The 22,902-nt window shown below is 73.3% G+C and carries 14 protein-coding genes and 1 pseudogene; 8 read left to right on the top strand and 7 right to left on the bottom strand.

Annotated elements, in window-relative coordinates:
* Positions 1-641: 641 nt before the first annotated feature.
* A pseudogene (locus ACFRFC_RS17490) lies at positions 642-10,784 on the bottom strand (amino acid adenylation domain-containing protein); the annotation flags it as partial.
* 243 nt (positions 10,785-11,027) lie between these two features.
* Complete coding sequence (locus ACFRFC_RS17495; protein ID WP_382686138.1) at positions 11,028-11,846, bottom strand: sterol desaturase family protein; 819 nt, start codon at positions 11,844-11,846, stop codon at positions 11,028-11,030.
* A 174-nt stretch (positions 11,847-12,020) separates the two neighbouring features.
* Here ACFRFC_RS17495 and ACFRFC_RS17500 point away from each other — a divergent pair, with 174 nt between their 5' ends.
* The 3 genes from ACFRFC_RS17500 to ACFRFC_RS17510 all read left to right on the top strand — a co-directional run bounded on the left by ACFRFC_RS17500 (position 12,021) and on the right by ACFRFC_RS17510 (position 15,037).
* Entirely contained in the window at positions 12,021-12,401 is a 381-nt protein-coding gene (locus tag ACFRFC_RS17500; protein ID WP_382686140.1) for a hypothetical protein, read from the top strand.
* Between the two features lie 231 nt (positions 12,402-12,632).
* Positions 12,633-13,757 (top strand): PLP-dependent cysteine synthase family protein, encoded by a 1,125-nt coding sequence (locus ACFRFC_RS17505; protein ID WP_382686143.1) that lies wholly within the window; start codon positions 12,633-12,635, stop codon positions 13,755-13,757.
* On the top strand, positions 13,754-15,037 hold the full coding sequence (locus ACFRFC_RS17510; protein WP_382686145.1) for an MFS transporter: 1,284 nt from the start codon (positions 13,754-13,756) through the stop codon (positions 15,035-15,037). Before ACFRFC_RS17505 ends, ACFRFC_RS17510 begins: the two co-directional genes overlap by 4 nt.
* 157 nt (positions 15,038-15,194) lie before the next feature.
* Here the strand turns inward: ACFRFC_RS17510 and ACFRFC_RS17515 are convergent, their stop codons facing one another.
* Positions 15,195-16,190, bottom strand: a complete 996-nt coding sequence (locus ACFRFC_RS17515; protein ID WP_382686148.1) for a small ribosomal subunit Rsm22 family protein — start codon at positions 16,188-16,190, stop codon at positions 15,195-15,197.
* Between the two features lie 54 nt (positions 16,191-16,244).
* Between ACFRFC_RS17515 and ACFRFC_RS17520 the strand changes: the two genes are divergently transcribed.
* Positions 16,245-16,718: an NUDIX hydrolase gene (locus tag ACFRFC_RS17520; RefSeq protein ID WP_382686151.1), complete on the top strand. Its 474-nt coding sequence runs from the start codon at positions 16,245-16,247 to the stop codon at positions 16,716-16,718.
* A 34-nt stretch (positions 16,719-16,752) separates the two neighbouring features.
* Here ACFRFC_RS17520 and ACFRFC_RS17525 read toward each other — a convergent pair whose 3' ends face one another.
* Together ACFRFC_RS17525 and ACFRFC_RS17530 are read right to left on the bottom strand one after the other, a co-directional pair.
* Entirely contained in the window at positions 16,753-17,925 is a 1,173-nt protein-coding gene (locus tag ACFRFC_RS17525; RefSeq protein WP_382686153.1) for a serine hydrolase domain-containing protein, read from the bottom strand.
* The gene (locus tag ACFRFC_RS17530; RefSeq protein WP_382686156.1) at positions 17,880-19,181 is read right to left on the bottom strand and encodes a multidrug effflux MFS transporter; all 1,302 of its coding nucleotides are present in this window, start codon (positions 19,179-19,181) and stop codon (positions 17,880-17,882) included. The genes ACFRFC_RS17525 and ACFRFC_RS17530 overlap by 46 nt, the downstream gene beginning before the upstream one ends.
* A 135-nt stretch (positions 19,182-19,316) precedes the next feature.
* Here ACFRFC_RS17530 and ACFRFC_RS17535 point away from each other — a divergent pair, with 135 nt between their 5' ends.
* Positions 19,317-20,318 (top strand): Gfo/Idh/MocA family protein, encoded by a 1,002-nt coding sequence (locus tag ACFRFC_RS17535; RefSeq protein WP_382686158.1) that lies wholly within the window; start codon positions 19,317-19,319, stop codon positions 20,316-20,318.
* An 80-nt stretch (positions 20,319-20,398) separates the two neighbouring features.
* Here the strand turns inward: ACFRFC_RS17535 and ACFRFC_RS17540 are convergent, their stop codons facing one another.
* The gene (locus tag ACFRFC_RS17540; RefSeq protein WP_382686161.1) at positions 20,399-20,608 is read right to left on the bottom strand and encodes a hypothetical protein; all 210 of its coding nucleotides are present in this window, start codon (positions 20,606-20,608) and stop codon (positions 20,399-20,401) included.
* Positions 20,605-21,072, bottom strand: coding sequence for a hypothetical protein (locus ACFRFC_RS17545; RefSeq protein WP_382686164.1), 468 nt, complete (start codon positions 21,070-21,072; stop codon positions 20,605-20,607). The genes ACFRFC_RS17540 and ACFRFC_RS17545 overlap by 4 nt, the downstream gene beginning before the upstream one ends.
* Before the next feature lie 449 nt (positions 21,073-21,521).
* Here ACFRFC_RS17545 and ACFRFC_RS17550 point away from each other — a divergent pair, with 449 nt between their 5' ends.
* The 3 genes from ACFRFC_RS17550 (at position 21,522) to ACFRFC_RS17560 (ending at position 22,898) form a co-directional block, all read left to right on the top strand.
* Positions 21,522-22,358 carry a Scr1 family TA system antitoxin-like transcriptional regulator gene (locus tag ACFRFC_RS17550; protein ID WP_382686167.1) on the top strand — a complete coding sequence of 279 codons (837 nt, stop codon included), beginning with the start codon at positions 21,522-21,524 and terminating at the stop codon, positions 22,356-22,358.
* Positions 22,358-22,558: a DUF397 domain-containing protein gene (locus ACFRFC_RS17555; RefSeq protein WP_382686168.1), complete on the top strand. Its 201-nt coding sequence runs from the start codon at positions 22,358-22,360 to the stop codon at positions 22,556-22,558. The genes ACFRFC_RS17550 and ACFRFC_RS17555 overlap by 1 nt, the downstream gene beginning before the upstream one ends.
* Before the next feature lie 130 nt (positions 22,559-22,688).
* Positions 22,689-22,898 carry a DUF397 domain-containing protein gene (locus ACFRFC_RS17560; RefSeq protein WP_382686170.1) on the top strand — a complete coding sequence of 70 codons (210 nt, stop codon included), beginning with the start codon at positions 22,689-22,691 and terminating at the stop codon, positions 22,896-22,898.
* Positions 22,899-22,902: the final 4 nt, after the last annotated feature.

Raw genomic sequence — 22,902 nt, forward strand, 5'->3', positions numbered from 1 at the left:
TGCGCCGCCCGCTCGGCGCTTCGGTCGGCCGCCGGTTCGGTGCTCCGGGCCGCCGGGGGCTCGGCGCTCCGGTCGGTGGTGGGTTCGGCGCTCCGGCCCGCCGCAGGCTCGATGGCCCCGCAGGCCGCCGGTTCGATGGCCCGGTCGGCGGCGGGTTCGATGCTCCGCGCGGCCACTGGCTCGACGGCTCGGTCGGCGGCGGGTTCGACGCCCCGCCCTCCGGCAGGCTCCGCGGCCTGCCCGGCAGCGGGTTCCCTGCTCCGCCCTCCGGCAGGCTCGATCGCCCGCCCTCCGGCAGGCCCGATCGCCCGCCCGGCGGTGGGCTCGACGGCCCGCCCGGCAGCGGGCTCCATGCTCCGCCTGGCAGCGGGCTCGGCGGCCCGCCCGGCGGCAGCCTCGACGGCCCGCGCGGCAGCGGGCTCGACGGCCCGGTCCGCCACGGGCTCGATCGCCCGGCCCGAGACCGGCTCGATCGCCCGGTCCGCCACGGGCTCGCCCGTCAGCTCGGTCACCGGCTCCTCGCCCGGCCGGAGCCCCGGCTCACCCGCCGGCTCACCCCCCGGCCGGCTCCCCGGCTCGCTCCCCGGTTCCGCCTCCCGCTCGCTCCCCGGCCCCGCCGCCCCGCCCTCGACCACGACCACCCCGGTCAGCACCTCGCGCACCAGCCCCGCGTTGTGCTCCACGCACCCCGGGTCGAGCATGTCGGCATGGGTACCGGCGCCGCGCAGCACCTCGGTGCGCACGCTCGACGACCCGTGCCAGGTGCCGCGCTCCCCAGCCCCGTAGAAGGCGACCTTCTGTTCGTCGGAGATGACGGTGATCCGCGCCCCGACCGCGCCGATGTTGGGGGTGCGGCCGCAGAAGTCGATGTATCCCCGGGCCTGTTCCAGCGTCTCGCGGGCCACCGCGTCCGACCCCGTGTGCTTGCGCAGATGCTCGCGCAGCTCCCGTTCGAAGGCCGCGATGTGCTCCGGTCCCGGCGCGAACCCCCGGTCGATCCGGTACGAGTCGAGGATCACCACATCACCGACCTCGCGCCCGCGCCGCTCCAGCTCCTTGGCCACTTCGAAGGCGAGGTTCCCGCCGAGCGAGTAACCGAGCAGCGCGCAGCGGCCCACCGGCCGGAGCGCCTCGACCAGGTCCGCGTACCGCACCACCTTGTCGTCGTCGGCGAGATAGTTGAACGCCACCAGCTCGTACTCCGGGAGCTGTTCGGCCAGGCGCCGGTACACCAGCCCGTGCCCGCCCGCAGGCGGGAAGCAGAACACCGGCTCGCCCGCACCCCGGTGGAAGGACAGATACGGCTGGGCGCCCGGCAGCCGCCCGGTGACGATGTCCTCGACCGTGCGGGCCATCCCGTGCAGCGTCGTCACCTTGAAGAGATGGCTGACCGGGATGTGCACCCCGAACTCGCCCTGGAGGCCGTGGATCAGCTCGATCAGCTTGATGGAGCTGCCGCCCGCCTCGAAGAAGTCGTCCTGGAGACCGGCCGACTCCACGCCGAGCAGCAGCCGCCAGTGATCGGCCATCCGTGTCTCGTACAGCGTCACCGGTGGCTCGTGGGCCTCCTCGCCGGTGATGAACCGGGGCTCGGGCAGCGCCGCCACATCCACCTTGCCGTTCGCCGTGAGCGGCAGCGCGGGCAGCTCCGTGAAGGAGCCGGGGATCAGATACGTGGGCAGCCGCTCGCCCAGATCGCGGCGCAGCTCCCGCCAGTCCAGCCGCTCGCCGGGCACGGCGACCCCGTACGCGCACAGCGTGTTCTCGCCGCGCCCGTCCGGCCGGACCACCACCACCGCCCGCTCCAGCGCGGGCCACCGGGCCAGCTGGGACTCGATCTCGCCGATCTCCACCCGGTGCCCGGCCACCTTGACCTGCGAGTCCGCCCGGCCCAGCAGATGGACCCCGCCGCCGGTGTCCCAGCGGGCCAGATCCCCGGTCCGGTACAGCCGTACGGTCCTGCCGTCCAGGTCGCGGACGGTGAACCGCTCGGCGGTCTGCGCCGGGTCGCCGAGATAGCCGAGGGCGACCTGCGCCCCGCCGATCCACAGCTCGCCCGCGACCCCCGGCGGCACCGGCTCGCCGTGCGCGTCGAGGACGTACACCTCGGACCCCGGCAGCGGACGGCCGATCGGCACCATGTGGCCGGGCTCCAGGCCGTCCGCCGCACCCTCGAAGTACGTGCTGTCGATCGTCGCCTCGGTCAGGCCGTAGGAGTTGACCACCCGGGTGCCCGGACCGCACAGGGTGCGCAGCCGCTCGTACTCCGCCACCTTCCAGGTGTCCGAGCCGACCGCCAGCAGCCGCAGGAAGTCCAGCCGGACGCCCTCGCGCTCGCAGTGCGCCATCAGCCCGCGCACCACGGACGGCACGAACTCGGCGCAGTCCACGCCCTGGTCGCGCATCGCCCGGTACAGCCGGTCGGTGTGGAACAGCAGCTCCCGCCCGACCGGCACCAGCGTCCCGCCCGAGCACAGGGCGCGCACCAGGTCACCGGTGAACACGTCGAAGGCCGGGCTCGCCATCTGGAGATGGACGCGCACCTCGTCCCCGAGCCGGTACTCCTCGTGCCAGGCGGTGTACGCGGCGGCCAGATTGCGGTGACTGACCCGGACCGCCTTGGGGCGGCCGGTGGAACCGGAGGTGTAGATGACGTAGGCCGGGCTGTCCATGCCCACGGTCGGCTCCACGGCGATGGTCGGCTCCACGGCGATGGTCGATTCCACGGCGATGGCCGGCTCCACCGCGTCGGCCTGTCCCACCCCGTCGGTCACATCGGGCGTGCCGGACAACTCCCCGTACGGCAACACCCCCGCCTGTCCCGCGAGCCGCTCACCCCCCGGGCCGTCGACGACCGTGTACGCCGCCCCCGCGTGCGCCACCAGGGACGCCAGCCGGTCGGCCGGGTTGCCCGGGTCGAGCGGCAGATACGCGCCGCCCGCCCGCAGCACCGCCAGCAGCGTCACGATCAGCTCGGGCGACTTCTCCATGCAGACGGCGACCACCGCGCCCTCGCCCACCCCGAGCGCCCGCAGCCGGACGGCCAGCGCGCGGCTGCGGCTCTCCAGACCGGCGTAGGTCAGCGACCCGCCCGGCCCGCCGTCCCCGTCGGGCATCCGCACGGCCACCGCGTCCGGGTGCTCCTCGGCGACCCGGCCGATCAGCTCGTGCACCGGCATCCCCGGACCGTCCACCCGGCGCCCGGCGCCGCTCCACTCGCCGAGGATCTGCCGCCGCTCGGGGGCCGCGAGCAGTTGCAGCCGGTCCGCCGGACGGTCGGCCGGAGCGCGCGTGAGGGCGTCCAGGAGCTGCACATAGTGCGCGGACAGCCGGCGCATGGTCTGCGGCAGGAACAGGTCGGTGTTGTACTTGAAGACACAGTGGAAGCGGCGGTCGGCCTCGTCCTCGTACACCGACAGCGTGAGGTCGAACTGGCCCTCCTCCTCCGGAAGTTCGATGTACTCCAGGCGGTAGCCGTACTTCTCGGTGGCCACCTTGTGGGTGAGCAGGATGAACATCGCTTGGAACACCGCCGACCGGCTCGGGTCGTGCTGGAGCCCCAGCTCCTCCACCAGCAGTACGAACGGGTACTCCTGGTTGTCGAGCCCGCCCAGCACCACCTCACGCACGCGCGCGAGGAGCTGTTCGACGGACGGGCCGTCGCCCAGGTTCACATGCAGCGGCAGCGGGTTGACGAAGTAGCCGTAGACCGAGGAGAACTCCTCCTGGGTGCGGCCGGTCACCGGGCTGCCGACGATGATGTCGTCCTGCCCGGAGTAGCGGTGCAGCAGCACGTAGTAGGCGCTCAGCAGCACCATGAACACCGTGACGTTGTGCGCGCGGGCCACCTCGTGGACCCGGGCGCTCAGCTCCTCGTCCAGCACGAAGAACTCCGACGCCCCGTTGTGGGTCTGCACCGGAGGGCGCGGTTTGTCCACGGGCAGGTCGAGCACCGGCACCTCGGCGGGCAGATGCGTCTTCCAGTAGTCCAGCATCCGGCGCGCATCCGGACCGGCCAGGAAGCTGTTCTGCCAGTTCAGGAAGTCCAGGTAGCGGGCGGAGACCGGCGCCAGCTCGGCCGTCCGGCCCCGGCGCAGCGCCTCGTAGACCGCGAGCAGTTCCTCGATGAAGGTGAACGTGGAGATCGCGTCCGAGATGATGTGGTGCACGGCCTTCATCAGCACCCACCGGTCGTCGCCGCGCCTGAACAGCCGCAGCCGGATCAGCGGATCGCGCTCCAGGTCGTACGGCTTGCGGTACTCCCGCACGATCAGCGCGTGGATGTCCTCCCACGCCATGCCCTCGACGTCGAACAGCGCGATGTCCTGAAGCAGCGCGGCGTCGGAGGCGGGCGCCACCCGCTGCACCGGCTGCCCGTGCTCGTGCGTGAAGGTGGCGCGCAGACTCGGATGCCGCTCGATCAGCGCCCGGAACGCCTCGAACATCAGCTCCGGGTCCAGGGCGACCCGCACCTCGACCGCCCCGCCGATGTTGTAGGCGAACCCGTCGGGGTTGAGCTGCTTGAGGAACCACAGCGCCTTCTGGTTCTGGGTCAGCGGATGCCGTGACACATCGTGGAACAGCTCCACCGCCGCGCCGCCGCCCACCGCGCCCACACCGTCCGTGACCAGCTCCGCCAGCCCCTCGTGCAGCCGCTCGATCAGCTCACCGACCGGGGCCCCGCTCAGCAGCGTGACCACGGGCAGCGCGAGCCCCAGCTCGGCGTGCACCCGCGAGCGCAGCTCCATCGCCAGCAGCGAGTCCAGGCCCAGCGCGCCCAGCGCCGAGGACAGCTCCACCCGCTCGGCACCGACCCGCAGCACACCCGCGACGACCGCCGTGAACCGCTCGGCCACCAGCGCCCGCCGCTCCGCCTCCCCGGCCGCGCCGAACGCGTCGAGGAAACCGCTCTGCTCGCCCGCCGTGCCGCCCGGCCCGCCCGCGGCGGCGGCCAGCTCACCGACCAGCGGCGGCGGCGCCGGATACCAGGCCAGGAACACCGGCCAGTCCACCACCGTGGCCACCAGCAACTGCGCCCGGTCCTGCCCGATCACCCGCTCCAGCACGGCCATCCCGGCCTGCGGCGACAGGGAACTCATGCCGCGGCTGACCCGGTAGTGCTCGATCAGCCCGAGTTCCTCGATCATGCCGGTCGCCCACGGCCCCCAGTCCAGGCTCAGTCCGGGCAGCCCGCGCGCGCGGCGATGGTGCGCCAGCGCGTCCAGGAAGGCGTTGCCCGCCGCGTAGTTGGTCTGCCCGGCGGTGGTCAGCAGCGAGGCGATCGAGGAGAACAGCACGAAGTGGTCGAGCGGCTCACCCGCCAGCTGCCGGTGCAGGGCGTACGCGCCGAGCACCTTCGGGTCGTGGACGGCCTGGAAGGTCTCCCGGTCCATGTCGGGCAGCAGCGTGTCCCGCACCTGCCCCGCCAGATGGAACACGCCCCGGATCGGCGGCGAGTCCAGCCGCCGGTACTCCGCCAGCCAGGCCGCCAGCGCCTCCTCGTCGGCGACATCGAGCGGCGCGAGCACCGGCTGAGCCCCGAGCGCCTCCAGCTCCCGTACGAACGCGACGGCCCGGCCCGCCGGCGACTGCGGGTCGGTCTCCCGCCACAGCGCCCGCTCGGGCAGCCGGGTCCGGCCGACCAGGATCAGCCGTCGCGCCCCCCAGCCGACCAGCGCCCGGCACAGCAGCCGCCCCAGCGCCCCGAAGGCACCGGTCACCAGGTACGCCCCGTCGGCCCGCAGCCGCAGTGGCAACGGCCGGGTCAGCCCCTCGACCGGCGCGAGCCGCCCGGCGAACCGCCGCGTCCCGCGCACCGCGACCTCGTCCTCACCATCGGCGGCCAGCACCTCCCGCAGCAGCGCCCGGGCGTCCGCCCGCCGGTCCCGGCACCCCGCGTCGAGGTCGATCAGCTTCCCCCGCCGCGCGGTCAGCTCCTGCTGCCACAGCACCCGCCCGATCCCCCACGCGGGCGCACCCAGCGGCTCGACCACATCCTCCGGTACGACGGCCTGACTGCCCCGCGTCACGATGTGCAGCCGCGTGCCGCCCGGCAGCGCCTGCGCGAGCGCGATCAGCGAGTAGCCGCAGTCACCGGAGATCTCCCGCACCTCCCCGGCCCCCGCCGTCGCGTCCAGCGCGGGCAGATCCAGATTCCACAGATGCACGACCTGCTCGTACGGGCCCGTCCCCGCCGCCGCCAGATCACCGAACAGCCGCTCCAGATCGGCGGCGTGCCCCGGCCGAACCGTCGACTCCCGCCGATCCTCCGCCAGCCGGTAGGCGCCCCCCGGGCGCACCAGATGGCAGCGCCCACCGCGCTCGGCGATCAGCGCGGCCATCGCGTCCGCGACCCCGTGCGCGTCGGCGAGGAGGAGACAGGCGGGGGCGGCGACGGGCACGTGGGGCTGGTCCGGCTGGCGGGTTCCGTCCGGCCTGTGTGTTCCGTCGAGCCCGTGCGATCCGTGCGGCCCGTGTGTCTCGTTCGGCCGGTGGGTTCCGTCCGGCTGGTGGGTTGCGTCCGGCTCGTGGGGCTGGTCCGGTCGGTGTGTTGCGTCCGGCCTGTACGTTGCGTCGCGCCCGTGGGTTCCGTTCGGCCCGTGGGTTCCGTTCGGCTGGTGGGATGCGTCCGGCGCGTGGGGCTGGTCCGGCTGGTGGGTTGCGTCCGGCCTGTACGTTGCGTCGAGCCCGTGGGTTCCGTGCGGCCCGTGTGTTTCGTTCGGCCGGTGGGTTCCGTCCCGCTCGCGGGGCTGGACCAGCCCGTTTGTTGCGTCCGGCCCGTGAGTCGCGTCCCGCCCGTGCGTTCCGTTCAGCCGGTCCGTTGCGTCCAGCTCGCGGGGCTGGTCCGGCCCGTGTGGTGCGTCCGGCCGGCGCGCTCCGTCCAGCCCGTGCTTTCCGTCCGGCCGGTGTGGCCTGCCCGGCCCATGCGTGCCGTGTGCCCTGCTCGCGCTGTCCGTCCCGAGCGTCCCGAGCGTCCCGTCCGTCCCGAGCGTCCCGTCCGTCCCGAGCAACTCGGGCGTCCCATCGCTGCCGTCCGACACCCAGGGCAGCTCCACCCAGCCGACGTCCGCCAGCCAGGAGTCCACCGTGCTCAGACTCACCGCCGCCGACGCCTGCTCGACATCCGCCGCGCGGAAGCCGCTCACCCGGCCGAGCGGGGTGCCCTCCTCGTCGTGGACGGCGATGTCGCCGATCAGTTCGCCGCCCGCCTCGCGGGTGACGACGGCGTGCGCCCAGATCGGGCGGTCACCGACGTCGGCCATCCGCACCTCGGCGATCGACAGCGGCAGCCGGATGCCCCCCGGACCGCCCTCGTCCGCCAGCAACTGCGGGGTCAGCAGGGCCTGGAAGCAGGAGTCGAGGAGCACCGGATGCATATGGTGTCCGGCCGCGTCGTCGCCGATCGGCTCCGGTGGCCGGATCCGGGCCAGCGCCTCACCGGGCCCGATCCACACCTCCTCGATGCCCTGGAACGCCGGCCCGTAGTGATACCCCAGCTCCGCGAGCGCGGCATAGCACTCGGGGCCGTCCAGCCGCCGCAGCCCCCGGGCACGTACCGCGTCGGGGTCCAGCCGGCCGGGGCCCGCCGCGCGCTGCCCGGTGCGCACGACACCGCGCGCGTGCACCGACGGCTCCCGGCCCTCCTCCGCGTGCACGGTGGCCACGGTGAACCCGGCGTCCTGCGGGGAGAAGGACAACTGCACGGTGGCGGACGCGCCGGAGCCCTCCGGGCCGTCCTCGGACCCGGCCGCCAGGAACAGCGCCTTGCGCAGCTCGACATCGGCGATCACGGCCTGTCCGCCGCCGGTCATCGCCCGCACCGCCTGCGTCGCCATCTCCACATAACCGGCCGCCGGGAACAGCGCGTTGCCCTGAATGCGGTGATCGCGCAGATACGGCAGCGCCTCGACGTCGAGCTTCGTCTCCCAGACCGGCTCGGCGGTCGCCATCCGGCGGCCCAGCAGCGGGTGTTCACGGTGCCCCAGCCGGATCTGCTCGACCGGCGCCGGCTCGGTCCAGTGCCGGTCGCGCCTCCACGGGTAGCGGGGCAGCGGCACGGTCCGGCCGCGCGGGTGCAGCGCCGCCCAGTCGACGGCCACACCGAGGGTGTGCAGGGCCGCGAGGGACAGCGTGAACCGCTCGCGCTCACCCTCCTGACGCCGGATCGACGGCAGACTGCGCCCCTCGGCTCCCCGCGCGTCGAGGCACTCGGCGATCGAGTGCGCCAGCACCGGGTGCGGCCCGATCTCCAGGAACAGCCCGTAACCGTCGTCCACCAGCCGGTCCACCGCGTCCCGGAACCGCACACTGTCCCGGACATTGCGCCACCAGTAGTCGGCGTCCAGCTCGGGCCCCTCGGCCCGCCCCTGCGCCATCGCCGCGAGCCCGCCCGTCAGATACAGCGGCACCCGTGCCGTCCCGGGCTCCAGCCCGGCCAGCGACGACAGCAGCTCCTCCTTGATCGGGTCCATGCGCGGGCTGTGGTACGGCACCCGCACGCTGAGGAACCGGGCGAACTCCCCCTCCGCCCGCAGCGCCTCCTCCAGCTCCGCGAGCGCCTCCTCGTCCCCGGCCAGGGTGATCGCCGTCGGGCTGTTCACGGCGGCCACCGACACCCGGTCCGCGTACGGTGCCACCCGCCGCTGGGCCTCCTCCTCCGACAGGCTCACGGCGAGCATCGACCCGGTGCCCACCAGCTTCTGCTGGAGCCGGCTGCGGTGCACGACGACCGTGACCGCCTCGCGCAGGGTGTAGACCCCGGCCTCGTGGAAGGCGGCGACCTCACCGGTGCTGTGCCCCACGATCGCGTCGGGCCGCACCCCCCGGGAGCGCCACAGCGCCGCGAGCCCCACCTGTACGGCGAAGTTGGCGGGCTGGGCCAGCCAGGTCTCGGCCATCTTCGAGTCGGCCTCGTCGGCGGCCAGCTCCTCCACCAGGGACCAGCCGGTCAGCTCCCGGATCTCCCGGTCACAGCGCTCGACGGCCGCGCGGTAGACCGGCTCGGTGGCGAACAGCTCCCGGCCCATGGCCCACCACTGCGGGCCCATCCCGGTGAACACCCAGACCAGCCGCGGATCCTCCCGCCGCTGACCGGTCACGACCCGCGGATGGGCCGCCCCGCGCGCGGCGGCGCCGAGCGCCTCCGCCAGCGCCTCGGGCGAGTCATGGACCACGCACATCCGCGCTTCGAGGTGCTGCCTGCGCCGGGCCAGGGTGTACCCGACATCGGCGAGCGCCGCACCCCCCGCGATCTCGTCCCGGATCCCGGCGGCGGCCTCCGCCAGCAGCTCCGGGTCACGGGTCGTCAGAGGAAGCACGGAGTAGGCGGGCGGGACAGGTCCGGCGGGCACGGCGGATGCAGCCGGTACGGCGGTCGCCTCGGCCACGGCAGCCCCCGCAAAGGACCCCGCCGCTGCCTCCACCGCTGCCACCTCCACCTCCGCCTTCTCCTCCGCCTCCGCGGACAAGGGCGCCGCCTCCAGCAGCACATGCGCGTTCGTCCCGCCGAACCCGAAGGAGTTGACGCCCGCGCGGGCGGGCCCGTCGTGCTCCGGCCAGTCGATCGCGCGGGTCGGGATCTCGTACGGCAGCGTGGCGAGGTCGATCGCGGGGTTGAGCCGGTCGAGGTTGATGTGCGGGGGGATCGTGCGGTGCTTGAGGCTGAGCGCGGTCTTGATGAGTCCGGCGATCCCGGCGGCCGACTCGGTGTGCCCGATGTTGGTCTTGACCGAGCCCACGTAGCAGGCGGCGCCGGGCTCGCGCCCGATGGCCAGCGCCCGGCCCAGCGCCCCGGCCTCGATGGGGTCCCCGACCGGCGTCGACGTCCCGTGCGCCTCCACGTACTGGAGGCTGCCGGGCACCACACCGGCCTCGGCGCACACCCGCTCGATCAGCGTGACCTGGGCGTCCGCGCTGGGCACGGTGATGCCCTGGGTACGGCCGTCCTGGTTGACGCCGCTGCCGATGATCACGGCGTGGATCGGGTCGCCGTCGCGCACGGCGTCGTCGAGCCGCTTGAGGGCGACCAGGCCCACGCCCTCGGCCCGCACATAGCCGTCGGCCGACGCGTCGAAGGTGCGCGAGCGGCCGTCGGGGGAGAGGAAGCCGCCCTTGGTCTCGGCGATGGTGTACTGCGGCGCCATGTGCAGCAGGGTGCCGCCCGCGAGCGCGAGCCCGGTCTCCCCGCGGCTCAGGCTCTGGCAGGCCAGATGCACCGCCACCAGCGAGGAACTGCACGCCGTGTCGAGGGAGACGCTGGGGCCGCGGAAGTCGAAGCAGTACGAGATCCGGTTCGACACCATCGTCATCATCGTGCCGGTCGCGGTGTGCGCGGCGAGGGTCTCGAAGCCGAGGTCGGCGAACTGGAGGATCTTGTAGTCCAGGGTGAACGCGCCGACGAACACGCCGACTTCGGCGCCCGCCAGCTCGCCGGGCTTCTGTCCGCCGTCCTCCAGGGCCTCCCAGGCCACCTCCAGCAGCTTGCGCTGCTGCGGGTCCATGTGGGCGGCCTCCCGGGGGCTGATGCCGAAGAAGGCCGGGTCGAACTCGTCGAACCCGTCGATGTATCCGCCGCGCCCGCCCACCAGCCGGCCGGGCTTGCCCTTGTCCTGGCTGGCGAGGGTGGTGATGTCGTACCGGTCTCTCGGTGTCGGGGTGATGCAGTCCTTGCCGTCGATCAGGTTCTGCCAGAACGTCCGGTGGTCAGAGGCGCCACCGGGCAGCCGGCAGCCGATTCCGATGATCGCGATCTTGTCGTGGGGGACGGCGTTGCATGGGTCCGACATGGCCGAGTCCTTGATGTGTCGTGGCGTGAGCGGCACGCCAACAGGGGTGGTGTAAGGGCAGGGCGACGGCCCGGCCGCGGGGGAACCGACCGCGGACGGGCGGAAGGGTTCGTACGGAGCGCGCGGGGATGGTGGGTTGCCGCGTCCCGTACGGGGGGCCTGGCAAGGTCCGGAACGGATCCGGCGGATCCCGGGTGAGCCGCGGGTCCGGAGCCGGTCAGCGGGCTCCGGCGTGGCGCGGCGTCAGCTCGCGGGGCCTCGCCAGGCCTGGACGTGACTGGCGAGGACGGCCTCGGTCCTGGGGAAGGACTCGGGGTCGCTCAGACCCACGGCGCGCGGCTTCCGGTCCGGATGCCAGGTGTAGCTGCCGAATATTCGGTCCCAGACCGCCAGGTCCGAGCCGTAGTGGCCGGCCTCCGACAGGTCCGTGCTGTGGTGCAGCCGGTGCTGTTCCGGCCCGGCCAGGACGTGGTTGAGGCGGCCCAGGCGCACATCGATGTTGGCGTGGATGAAGTAGCCCTGGGTGATGACGAAGAGGCCGACCGCGGACACGGCGTCCTGCGAGAACCCGAGCAGGCTCAGCGCCAGCTGCACACCGGTCTGGGCGACCAGCACGTCCACGACGTGATTGACGCCGTTGTTGGCGACATTGACCTTCTCCGGCACGTGGTGGACGCCGTGCAGCCGCCACAGCCAGCGGTTGGTGTGGCCGAGGCGGTGCACCGAGTAGCTGGCGAGCGAGCCCACCAGCAGGGCGAGCGGGATCTCGGCGGCCAGCGGCAGCGCGGGGCGGGCCGGTGACAGGACGCCGACGAGCGCGACCACCAGGAACTGCGCGGTCACGCTGCCGAGTGCGGTCAGCACGTAATAGACGCCGTACCAGCCCCATTCGACGCGGCTGGGGTGCCAGGAGCGGTCATAGGGGATGAGTCGCTCCAGGAGCACGAGGTAGCCGATGACGCCGTACTGGAAGACCGTGGTCGTGAGCGCGCGGTCGAGGTCCCAGGAAAGCACCGCGACGGCCGTGGCGACGGTCGTCAGCAGCAGCACGGGGTAGGCCACCCGACGTAATAACACGGACGACCAACCCCCTTCCCGAGACCCCGAGTTCCTCTTTCTCGTAGGTGCCCCCGGCGACAGTCGGTAATCTTTTCACGACTAAGAGTGATTGTATGACTTTCCGTTACTGTGAGGACGCTCGGTAGTCGTCCGTGCACAGCGGGCTAGGATCGCGCCATGGTGACGGCTCGGGCGGCTCTGGTGGCGGGAATCCGCGCCGTGCTCGTCCTGGCCCTCGCGCTCTGTTCCGTCCTGCACACGCTCCCCGACGACAGCGCGCACGCGGCGCCTCCCGTCCCCGCCGCCGCCTCGGCGTCGCCCTCCGGCGAACTCCCGCACCCGCCGCACACCCCGCACGACGCCGACCACTGCGCCGCGGACATCACCGTCCGCACCACCGAACAGTCCCCGGAGGGCCCGCCCTTCGGCGCGCTGGCCCTCGCGCTGCTCGGCGACGCCGGGGCCGCCGCCCTCGTACCGCCCCGGCACCGGCGGGCGGCCCGCGGGCGGTGCCGGGGCCGTACGGCGCTCGCCCGCACCTCGCGCTGGCGGATCTAGCCCCTCGCCCGCGGCCGGACCACCCCCCGGCCGCCGCGCACCCATGACCGGCACCGGCAGCAACACGAGCACCGGTACCCGTACCCGTACCCGTACCAGCACGGCGATCCGTGCTGCCCGCTGCCGTACGCCGCCGTTGCGGCGAGCCGCCGCAAACCGCCGTCATGGGGCGCGAGATGACACCGCACAGGCGACCGTCGTCATCGACCGAGCGAGAGCGAAGACACAGGCATGCAGTCATCGACCACGACCACCCTCCTCCCGGGCCGGTCGGCCCTGTCCGGGCTGGTGGGCAACACCCCGCTGCTGTGGGTGCCGGAGCCGCCCGACCCGGCCGGGCGCGGGTTCTGGGCCAAGCTGGAGGGGTTCAACCCCGGCGGCATCAAGGACCGGCCCGCGCTGTACATGGTGGAGCGGGCGCGCGCCCGGGGGGAGTTGCGGCCCGGCGCCCGGATCATCGAGTCCACCAGCGGCACCCTCGGCCTCGGCCTGGCCCTGGCCGGGACGGTGTACGGCCATCCCGTCACCCTCGTCACCGACCCGGGCCTGGAGCCCTCCATGACCCGGCTGCTGACGGCGTACGGCGCCCAGGTCGACATCGTGCCCGACCCGCACCCCACGGGCGGCTGGCAGCAGGCCCGCCGCGAGCGCGTCGCCCATCTGCTGGCCCGGCACCCCGGCTCCTGGTGCCCGGACCAGTACGGCAACCCCGACAACGTCGCCGCCTACACCCCGCTGGCCCTCGAACTCGCCGCCGGGATCGGCCACATCGATGTCCTGGTGTGCAGCGTCGGCACCGGCGGGCACTCCGCGGGCGTCGCGCGCGTCCTGCGCCAGCTCCACCCGGAGCTGAGTGTCGTCGGCGTGGACACCACCGGCTCGACCCTCTTCGGGCAGCCCGCCCGCCCCCGCCTGATGCGCGGCCTCGGCTCCAGCATCCACCCGCGCAATGTGGCCTACGAGCAGTTCGCCGAGGTGCACTGGGTCGCCCCGCACGAGGCCGTGTGGAGCTGCCGCAGGCTGGCCGCCGCGCACTACGCCACCGGCGGCTGGAGCGTCGGCGCGGTCGCGCTGGTGGCGGGCTGGCTGGCCCGCACCAGGCCCGCGCACACCCGGATCGCGGCCGTCTTCCCGGACGGCCCGCAGCGCTATCTGAGCACCGTCTACGACGACGACTACTGCGCCGCCCACGGACTGCTGGACACCCCGCCCGCGCCCGAACCGGAACTGATCGGCAGCCTCGGCGAGAAGGAGGTCACCCGCTGGACGCGCTGCACGGCGGTGGTCGATCCGCTCACCCTGGAGGGGACCGAGGGGACGGCCGCCGCCCCCGGGGCGGGAGAGGCGGGCCGGTGAGGGACCCGCTCCGGCAGTTCCGTTCCCACGACCGCGCGGTGCGGCTGCTGATGGTGAACCAGTTCACCATCAACCTCGGCTTCTACATGCTGATGCCCTACCTGGCCGCCCATCTCTCCGGCACCCTCGGCCTGGCGGGCTGGATCGTCGGACTCGTGCTCGGGGTGCGCAACTTCAGCCAGCAGGGGATGTTCCTGGTCGGCGGGACGCTCGCCGACCGGTTCGGGTACAAGCCGCTGATCGTCGCCGGATGCCTGCTGCGGACCGCCGGATTCGCCACGCTCGGCCTGGTCGACTCGCTGCCCGCGCTGCTCGCCGCGTCGGCGGCGACCGGGCTGGCCGGGGCGCTGTTCAACCCGGCGGTACGGGCGTATCTGGCGGCCGGGGCGGGAGAGCGCAGGGTGGAGGCGTTCGCCCTGTTCAACGTCTTCTACCAGGCGGGCATTCTGCTCGGCCCGCTGGTCGGGATGGTGCTGACGGGCGTCGGTTTCCGGGTCACCTGCCTGGTGTCGGCGGCGGTGTTCGCGGTGCTGAGCGCCGTACAGATCCGCGCGCTGCCCGCCCGCCGGGGAGCGGCGAAGGAGAGCGGGCCCGAGGGCGTCCTCGCGCAGTGGCGGGGGATCCTCGCCAACCGGCCCTTCCTTCTCTTCGCCGCCGCGATGACCGGCTCGTACGTCCTGACCTTCCAGGTCTATCTCGCGCTGCCGCTGGAGGTGCGGCGGCTCGGCGGGGACGGGCCCGGCGGGACGGTGGCCGTGGCGGTGCTGTTCGCCGTCTCCGGGCTGGCCACGATCGCCGGGCAGACCAGGGTGACGGCCTGGTGCGCGGCCCGGTACGCGCCCGGCGCGGCGCTCGTGCGGGGGCCGGCGGTGATGGGGCTTGCCTTCCTGCCGCTGCTGCTCGCCACCGCCGTGCCGGTGCCGGGACCGGGGGCCGGGCGGTGGCTGCTCGCGGCGGTGCCGCCGACGCTGGCCGCGCTGCTGCTGGCGATCGGCACGATGATCGCGTACCCGTTCGAGATGGACACCATCGTCCGGCTGTCCGGGGACCGGCTGGTCGCCACCCACTACGGCCTCTACAACACCGTGTGCGGCATCGGTATCACCGCCGGGAACCTCGCCACGGGCGCCGCCCTGGACGCGGCCCGCTCGGCCGGGCTGCCCGCACTGCCGTGGCTGGTGCTGAGCGGGGTCGGGGCGGGGTGCGCGGCGGCGCTGTACGGGCTGCATCGGAGCGGACGGCTGACGGCGGCGACGGCTGTCACGCCGGTGCCTGTCTGATGGCGGGCCCCGGCGGCCTCAGGAGGCCCGCTCGGTGGCGGGGCCCAGGGAGCGCAGGGCGACCAGGGCCTTGCGGGGGTTGTGACCGGTGGCGCCGATCGCCGCCTGGGCGACCCGTTCGGTCATGGCCCCGGCAGCCTGTCATGTCTCCCGGGCGCTACCCCTCGTCGCACGGCGGCGGCCAGGCATCGCCCCAAGCGGCGTCCCGCGCGGCCTTGTAGAGGTCGCCGTGGCGCTTGGTCACCGTCGTGCGGCGGAGCTGTTCGTCGGCCTCGCAGAGGTCCAGCAGGACCTGGCCCTTGCGGATCTGCGGCTTGCGCACGACGCGGGCGGGGGCCGGGGTGAAGGGGAAGCGGGTGGCGGCGACGTAGGAGAACTTCTCGTCCTCGTACGGCAGTGAGCCGCCCTTGACCTGGCGGTGCAGGGAGGAGCGGCTGACCCGGGCCGCGAAGTGGCACCAGTCGCTGCCGGGCACGATCGGGCATCCGGCGCTGTGCGGACAGGGCGCGGCGATCCGGAACCCGGCCGCGATCAGCTGTTCGCGGGCGGCGAGGACGCGGGTGTAGCCGTCGGGGGTGCCGGGTTCCACGACGACCACGGCCTGCGCGGCGCTGGCGGCGGCGTCGAGCAGCCCGGCGCGGGTGCCCTCGGTCAGCTCGCCGAGCACGTAGGAGACGGTGACCAGATCGGCGGCCTCGATACCGGGCCCGGCCCCGATCCGGGCCCGCTGCCAGCGGGCGTCGCGCAGCTCCGGGCGGGCGGCGGCCAGCTCCCGGCCGAGGGCCAGCGCGGGCTCGGCCCAGTCCAGCACGGTGACCGGCCGGGTCCCGTCCCAGGTCGCGCTCACCGCCCAGGTCGCGGCGCCGGTCCCGCCGCCCACATCGACATGCGTACGGGGTGCCCAGCCGGGCACGGCATCGGCGAACGCCGCGAGGGCCGCGCTGACCGCCGCGAAGGTCGCCGGCATCCGGTAGGCCGCGTAGGCCGCCACGTCCGCCCGGTCCCGCAGCACCGGCGCGTCGGTCGGGGTGCGCCCCCGGTACATGGTGATCAGCCGCTCGACTGCCTGTGCGGCCTGCCTGGACGGCAACCCGTCGAGCAGCCCGGCAAGCGCGGCGCGGAGGGAGTCGGCGGCGGATTCGGGGGCATTCACCGTGCGATTCTCTCAGGCGGAGGATGGTGGCGGGGACCGGTGGCGGGAGCGGGGATGAGTGTGCGGCTGGCGGCGTACGCCGTGTGTGTCGAGGGCGGGCGGGTGCTGGTCGCCCGTCATGTGCCGCCGAAGGGGGAGAGCACCTGGACGCTGCCGGGCGGCCGGGTCGAGCAGGGGGAGGACCCGTTCGACGCGGTGATCCGGGAGGTCGCCGAGGAGACCGGCTGCGACGCGGTGGTCGAACGTCTGCTGGGCGTGGACTCCCGGGTGATCCCGGCGGCCGAGCGAGCGGTGCCCGGCCTGCCCGACCATCAGAACGTCGGCGTCTTCTACCAGGTCCGGATCACCGGCGGCCATCTGAGACCCGAGCCGGACGGCGACATCGCCGAGTCGGTCTGGACGCCGGTCCCCGATGTCGCCCGCCTGCGCCGGTCGTCGCTGGTGGACATCGGCCTGGCCCTGGCCCGGAGCCGCCCGGCGACCGGCCATGTCGCCGGGGTCCCGGTCGGGGGCCTGATCCAGCACTGACGCCCGTCGCCGCTCCTGTCCGGGAGGAGCCCCCTCATCCACCCCGCACAGCGCGAGCCAGCCGGGTCCCCGCCGCCGCTCTCGGGCGGCTGTCGGGTGGTCTGCGGACGGGGTGGACGGTGTTGGCCAGGAGGATCAGGAACGTGTCCGTCGCCGGGTCCAGGACCAGGGACGTACCGGTGAAGCCGGTGTGACCGGCGGCGCCGTGGCCGGAGAGTTCGCCCATGAACCAGGGCTGGTCGAAAGCGAAGCCGAGGCCGGGCGGGGTGAGCAGGAGGGCGACGAACTCGGGGCCGAGGATGCGGGCGGGGCCGTACGCGCCGCCCGCGAGGAGGGTGCGGGACAGGATGGCGAGGTCGCGGGCGGTGGAGAAGAGGCCCGCGTGACCGGCGACGCCGCCCAGCGCCCAGGCGTTCTCGTCGTGGACCTCGCCGCGCAGCATGCCCCGGTCGGCCTTGGCCCAGGGGCGGCGCTGGTCCTCGGTGGCCGCCGCGCCGGGGCGGGGGCCGAAGCCGGTGGCGGTCATGCCGAGCGGGCGGGTGATCCCGTCCCGGACAAGGGTGGCGAGGCCGTGGCCGGAGACGCGTTCCAGGATCTGCTGGAGGAGCAGCATGTTGAGGTCGGAGTAGCGGTACACGCCGGGCGCGCCCATCGGGACCTCGGCGCGCAGCAGGGCCTGGCGGGCGGCGGCGTCGGCGCAGTCGTACAGGGGGGCCTCGGGGCGCAGCCCGGAAGTGTGGGTGAGGAGCTGGCGCACGGTCACCCCGCGCCGGGCGACCGCCCGGAACTCCGGGAGGTAGGCGCCGACCCGGGCGTCGACGCCGAGGGTGCCCCGTTCCATCTGCTGGACGGCCGCGACGGCGGTGCACAGCTTGGTGAGGGACGCCACGTCGAAGGGGGTGTCGACGGTCATGGGGACCCGCCGGTCCGGCGGGAGTTCGACGCCGGTGCCCGTCCTCGGGTCGTACGCCCGGTAGCGGACCGCGAGGCCCGCGGCCTCCCGTACCGCGACCACGGGGCCGCGCCCGGCGACCACGACCGCGCCGGGTGCCCAGGGGTGCTCGCCCCGGGTCAGGGCGCGTACCTCGGTCACGAGCCGGGCGAGTTCGCCCGGGTCGAGCCCGGCCCGCTCGGGGGTGCCGTCGCGCAGTCGCTGTGCGCTCAGCTCTCCTCCCGCACGTGCCTCGTGCGTGCCCGGCGGTTCCATGGGCCGCACATACCCGCGAACGCGCCCACCGCCAGCAGGGCTGCCGCCAACTGGACGACGGCCATCGGGACGGCGGTGTCCTCACCGGCCACCCCGACCAGCGGCGAGGCGATCGCGCCGATGAGGAAGGACGACGTACCCAGCAGCGCTGAGGCGGACCCGGCGGCGTGCTTGACGCGGGTCAGGGCGAGGGTCTGCGCGTTGGGCAGCGCGAGGCCCATGGCCGACATCAGCACGAACAGGCCGACGGAGACCGGCACCAGCCCCACCTCGCCGAACACGCCGGTCGTCATCAGCAGCAGCGCGGCCGACGACAGGACGACGATGCCGAGGCCCACGCCCAGCACCCGCTCCAGCGACACCCGACCGATCAGGATCCGTCCGTTGATCTGCCCGCAGATCACCAGGCCGATGGAGTTCACGCCGAACAGCAGGCCGTAGGTCTGCGGGGAGGCGCCGTAGATCTCCTGGACCACGAACGGCGAGGCCGCGACGTACGCGAACAGCGACGCGAAGGCGAAGCCGCCGGTCAGCATGTAGCCGGTGAAGGGCAGGTCGGTGAGCAGTGTGCGCATCGCGCGCAGCGCCTCGCCGACGCCGCCCGCGTGCCGCCCGGCGGGCGGCAGGGTCTCCGGCAGTCCGGCCCAGACGATCAGCGCGAGCAGCACCCCGACGACCGCGAGGACGACGAAGACGCCCCGCCAGTCCGTCGCCCGCAGGACCTGCGCACCGATCAGCGGGGCGATGATCGGGGCGACGCCGGAGATCAGCATCAGGGTGGAGAAGAAGCGGGCCATCTCCACCCCGTCGTACAGATCGCGTACGACGGCCCGCGCGATGACGATCCCGGCGGCGCCCGCGAGTCCCTGGGCCAGCCGGAAGGCGACGAGGGTCTCCACATTGGGCGCCACCGCGCACAGGGCCGTCGCCAGGACGTACACCGCGAGGCCGATGAGGAGCGGGCGGCGGCGGCCCCAGCGGTCGCTCATCGGGCCGACGACCAACTGCCCGAACGCCATGCCGGCCAGACAGGCGGTGAGGGTGAGCTGCACGGTCGCGGCGGACGCGTGCAGCGCGTGGGTGACCTCCGGGAGGGCCGGGAGGTACATGTCCATGGCCAGCGGGGGCGTGGCGGTGAGTCCGCCGAGGATCAGGGTGACCAGCAGTCCGGTACGGCGTGCGGCACGGACGGGCGACCGCGGGTCGGGCGCGGTCGCCGGTATGAGATCCGGTGGATGTGCCCGGCTTTCGGGCATGGTGATTCCCCTCCCTGGGTGTGACGTCCCGTCCCTATGCTCTCAGCTCGAACAGCGTGCGAAGCTTCGTAGGGATTTCGCTTCGTAGGGATTTCCGGATGTGATCGGGGCGAGCGGGAGTGAGGACGGGCGGCGATGACGGCTGACGGCGTGCGGTGGGGGATTCTGGCGACCGGTGGGATCGCCGCGTCCTTCACGGCGGACCTGGTGGATCTCCCCGACGCGGAGGTGGTGGCGGTCGCCTCGCGCTCCACTCGGTCCGCGAAGGCGTTCGCGGAACGGTTCGGCATCCCGCGGGCGTACGGCGACTGGGGCGCGCTCGCCGCCGACGAGGACGTCGACGTGGTGTACGTCGCCACCCCGCACGCGGCGCACCGGGCGGCGGCCGGGCTGTGCCTGGCGGCCGGGCGGAACGTGCTGTGCGAGAAGGCGTTCACCCTGAACGCGCGCGAGGCCTGGGAACTGGTCGCGCTGGCGCGCGAGCACGACCGCTTCCTGATGGAGGCCATGTGGATGTACTGCAATCCGCTCATCCGGCGGCTGAAGGCGCTGGTGGACGACGGGGCGGTCGGTGAGGTGCGCTCGGTGCACGCCGACTTCGGGCTGGCCGGCCCCTTCCCGCCCGCACACCGGCTGCGCGACCCGGCCCAGGGCGGCGGCGCGCTGCTGGACCTCGGCGTGTACCCGGTGTCCTTCGCGCACCTGCTGCTCGGCGAGCCGGACGGTGTCACGGCGAGCGCGGTCCTCTCCGACGAGGGCGTGGACCTCCAGACGGGCGCGGTACTGACCTGGGACGGCGGGGCGCTGGCCGCGCTGCACTGCTCCCTGGTCGGCGCCACCGGCACGAACGCGTCGGTCACGGGCGCGCTGGGCCGCATCGACGTCCCCGGCGGCTTCTTCAACCCCGAGCGCTTCGTGCTCCACCGCGCGGGCCGCGACCCCGAGGAGTTCACACCGGCCCCCGCCGACGGCGCGCGGGGCACCCTCAAACACGAGGCCCGCGAGGTGATGCGCGCGCTGCGGGCCGGGGAGCGGGAGTCCCCAATGGTCCCCCTGGAGGGCACCCTCGCGGTGATGCGGACGCTGGACAGGGTCCGGGAGGGGGTGGGGGTGCGGTATCCGGGGGAGACGGTTTAGCCCCGCGTGGTCGGGTCCGGGGGCGTGTGCACCCTCCGCCCGGGATTTCCCGTACTTCGTCCGGACGGAGGGGTGTTCGGCTACCGGGTGCCGGGGGGTGCGTGGCCGGTGCGGCAGCGGGGGCAGTGGCAGGGGGGCCAGCGGAGGGTGTCGGCGAGGGTGAGGGGGCCGGGGCCGGGTCGGTAGGTCCGCCGCCGGGTGTGATCGACGCGCTCACCGTCCGGCCGGACCCGGTAGGTCTCGATGGTCAGGTGGGAGGTGCCCGGGGCGGGCGGGGTACCGGCGTTCACCGGGTGGCCTCGCCGTCCGGGGTGCGCTGGATGACAGCCGTGAGGACGTCGGAGAGGGCCCGCTGGAACTCGGGGCTGTTTTCGATGGCTTCGTGTTCGGGGTCGGTGTACTGCCAGGTGTGGCATCCGGGGTGACCGGCGTACAGGATGCACGCCTCGTCCTTGGGGGTCGGACCGGACAGGGTGTTGCAGTCGGGCACGACCAGGAACGTGTCGGGGCGGTGGCCGTCCGTCCACTGGGCCCACACCTCGCCCTGACCGGCGTCGTCCAGTTCCCAGACGAGGTCGTGGTGGCGTCCGCCGGAGTGCTCTTGGAGTTGGCAGCGGAGCACCGGCCGTACGTTGCCGGGGGTGCTGGAGTCGTGGATCGAGGCGAACATGGCCGCGATCAGACCGACGGGCATCATGGCGGTGGCGCCACACACCCGGGGCCGGGGCCGGGGTTGTTTGATCAGCGAGACCACGCCGCACCTCCCGGCATAGCCCGGGGCGTGGAGACGTCCCCGCACATGGGACCGACCGGCCCGTCAGCGGCCCGCCACTGAAGCGCCAGGACAAGCCCCAGCCCGAGCAAGCGCTGCCGCTCCTGCTCCTGCCAGTCCCGGATCCGCTGCCGCTCCCGCTCCAGCGCCGCCTCGGACACCGGGAGGTACGGCCCTGCGTGCAGCGCGCCGTCCCATGCCTCCGGCGGTAACGACCGCGACCGCCGACCGAAGACCAGACGCACACGCCTCACCGCGTCCCGAACCCACGAGCCCAACACCCTTGGCAGGGTGCCCACTTCGCCCACATCGCTGTTGTCCACGCGGACCACTCCTCTCCGTAGCGGTTCCACTACCGGGTGGAGCCAGCGTGGGCTAGAGTCGAGAGCCGATCAACGTGGCAATGCAGCAAGAAAAGTTGGGAGTCCCGGTTGAACCGCAAGGAGTTGAACCCCGACGCTTCTCCACAGGCGGCCTTCGGCGCGCGTTTACGCAGTGCACGTGTGGCACACGGCTGGAAGCAGGAAGATCTGTCCGCCCTGATGAAGTACTCCTGCGGACATATCTCAGCCGTGGAAACTGGTCGCAAGATGCCTAGTTTGCGTTTTTCGCGCAGTGCGGACGCGGTGTTCGGCCTCGAAGGTGCAGCGGACACATTCGAACGTGCCTGGCGCGAGATCCACCACGGAAGCCTGCTGGAGGGGTTCCCCGAGTACGTGGGCTACGAGGGCCGGGCGGCAGAGATCAGGGTGTACGAAGTGGGTGTCGTCCCTGGACTGCTTCAGACCCCGGCCTACGCCGCGGCGATCGAGGCAGGACATGTCGAGCGGGGAGCGATCACCACGGACCAAGCGCAGGAGCGGGTCTCGTTCCTGGCAGAACGGCAAGCGATGATCGCTCGCAACCCCCCGCCGTTGGTCCACATCGTGCTGGACGAAGGCTGCATCCGACGACCGGTCGGGAACACCTCCGTGATGGAGGCCCAGATGGCGCGGCTGATCGCGTTCGCCGAACAGCCGAACGCCACCCTTCAAGTCGCGGACTTCTCCATGGGCGTTCGTCGTCCGTTCAGCCTGCCGATAACCGTGCTGACCCTGCCCGACCGATCTCTCATGTCCTACGCGGAGTCCGCCACCCGGGGGCACCTGGACCGGGAAACCAGTTCCGTGTTGCCACTCTTGACGGCCTACCATCAAATGCAGAAGCACGCGCTTCCGCAGGCGGGTTCCGTAGCCATGATTGATCAGGTACGAAAGGGCACCTTGTGATGAGCGAGCCTCTCAACTGGGTCAAGTCTTCCTACAGCGGTGGCGGGGGCCAGTGCATCGAGTGGGCCCCCGAAAACGTGACCGCCACCGGCGTCGTCCCCGTCCGGGACAGCAAGCGCGCTGACGGTCCGGTCCTGATGCTCTCGACCGGAGCGTTCGCCGGACTGGTGACGTTCGCCCGCAACGCCGACGTCGGCTGAGTCCCTCTGTTCCCTAGAACCCCGTCCGGTCACCACGCCGGGCGGGGTTCCCGCGTTCCAGGGTCGGGAGCGACCCGCGCTAGGGCCCGTATCCTGCGGCCTCATCGGCGCCAGCGGAAGGATCTCCAACATGAAAGCTGACCTGACAGCAGCCCAGTGGGCCAAGTCGTCGTACAGCCAGCAGGGGGGTAACTGCGTCGAGTGGGCCCCCGGGTACGCGTCCGCCGCTGGTGTTGTGCCTGTGCGCGACAGCAAGCACGCTGGCAGCCCGGTCCTCATACTCTCCTCGGGAGCGTTCGCCGGACTGGTGACGTTCGCCCGCAACGCCGACGTCGGCTGAGTCC

This window comes from Streptomyces sp. NPDC056734 (assembly GCF_042790455.1).
Taxonomy (GTDB): domain Bacteria; phylum Actinomycetota; class Actinomycetes; order Streptomycetales; family Streptomycetaceae; genus Streptomyces.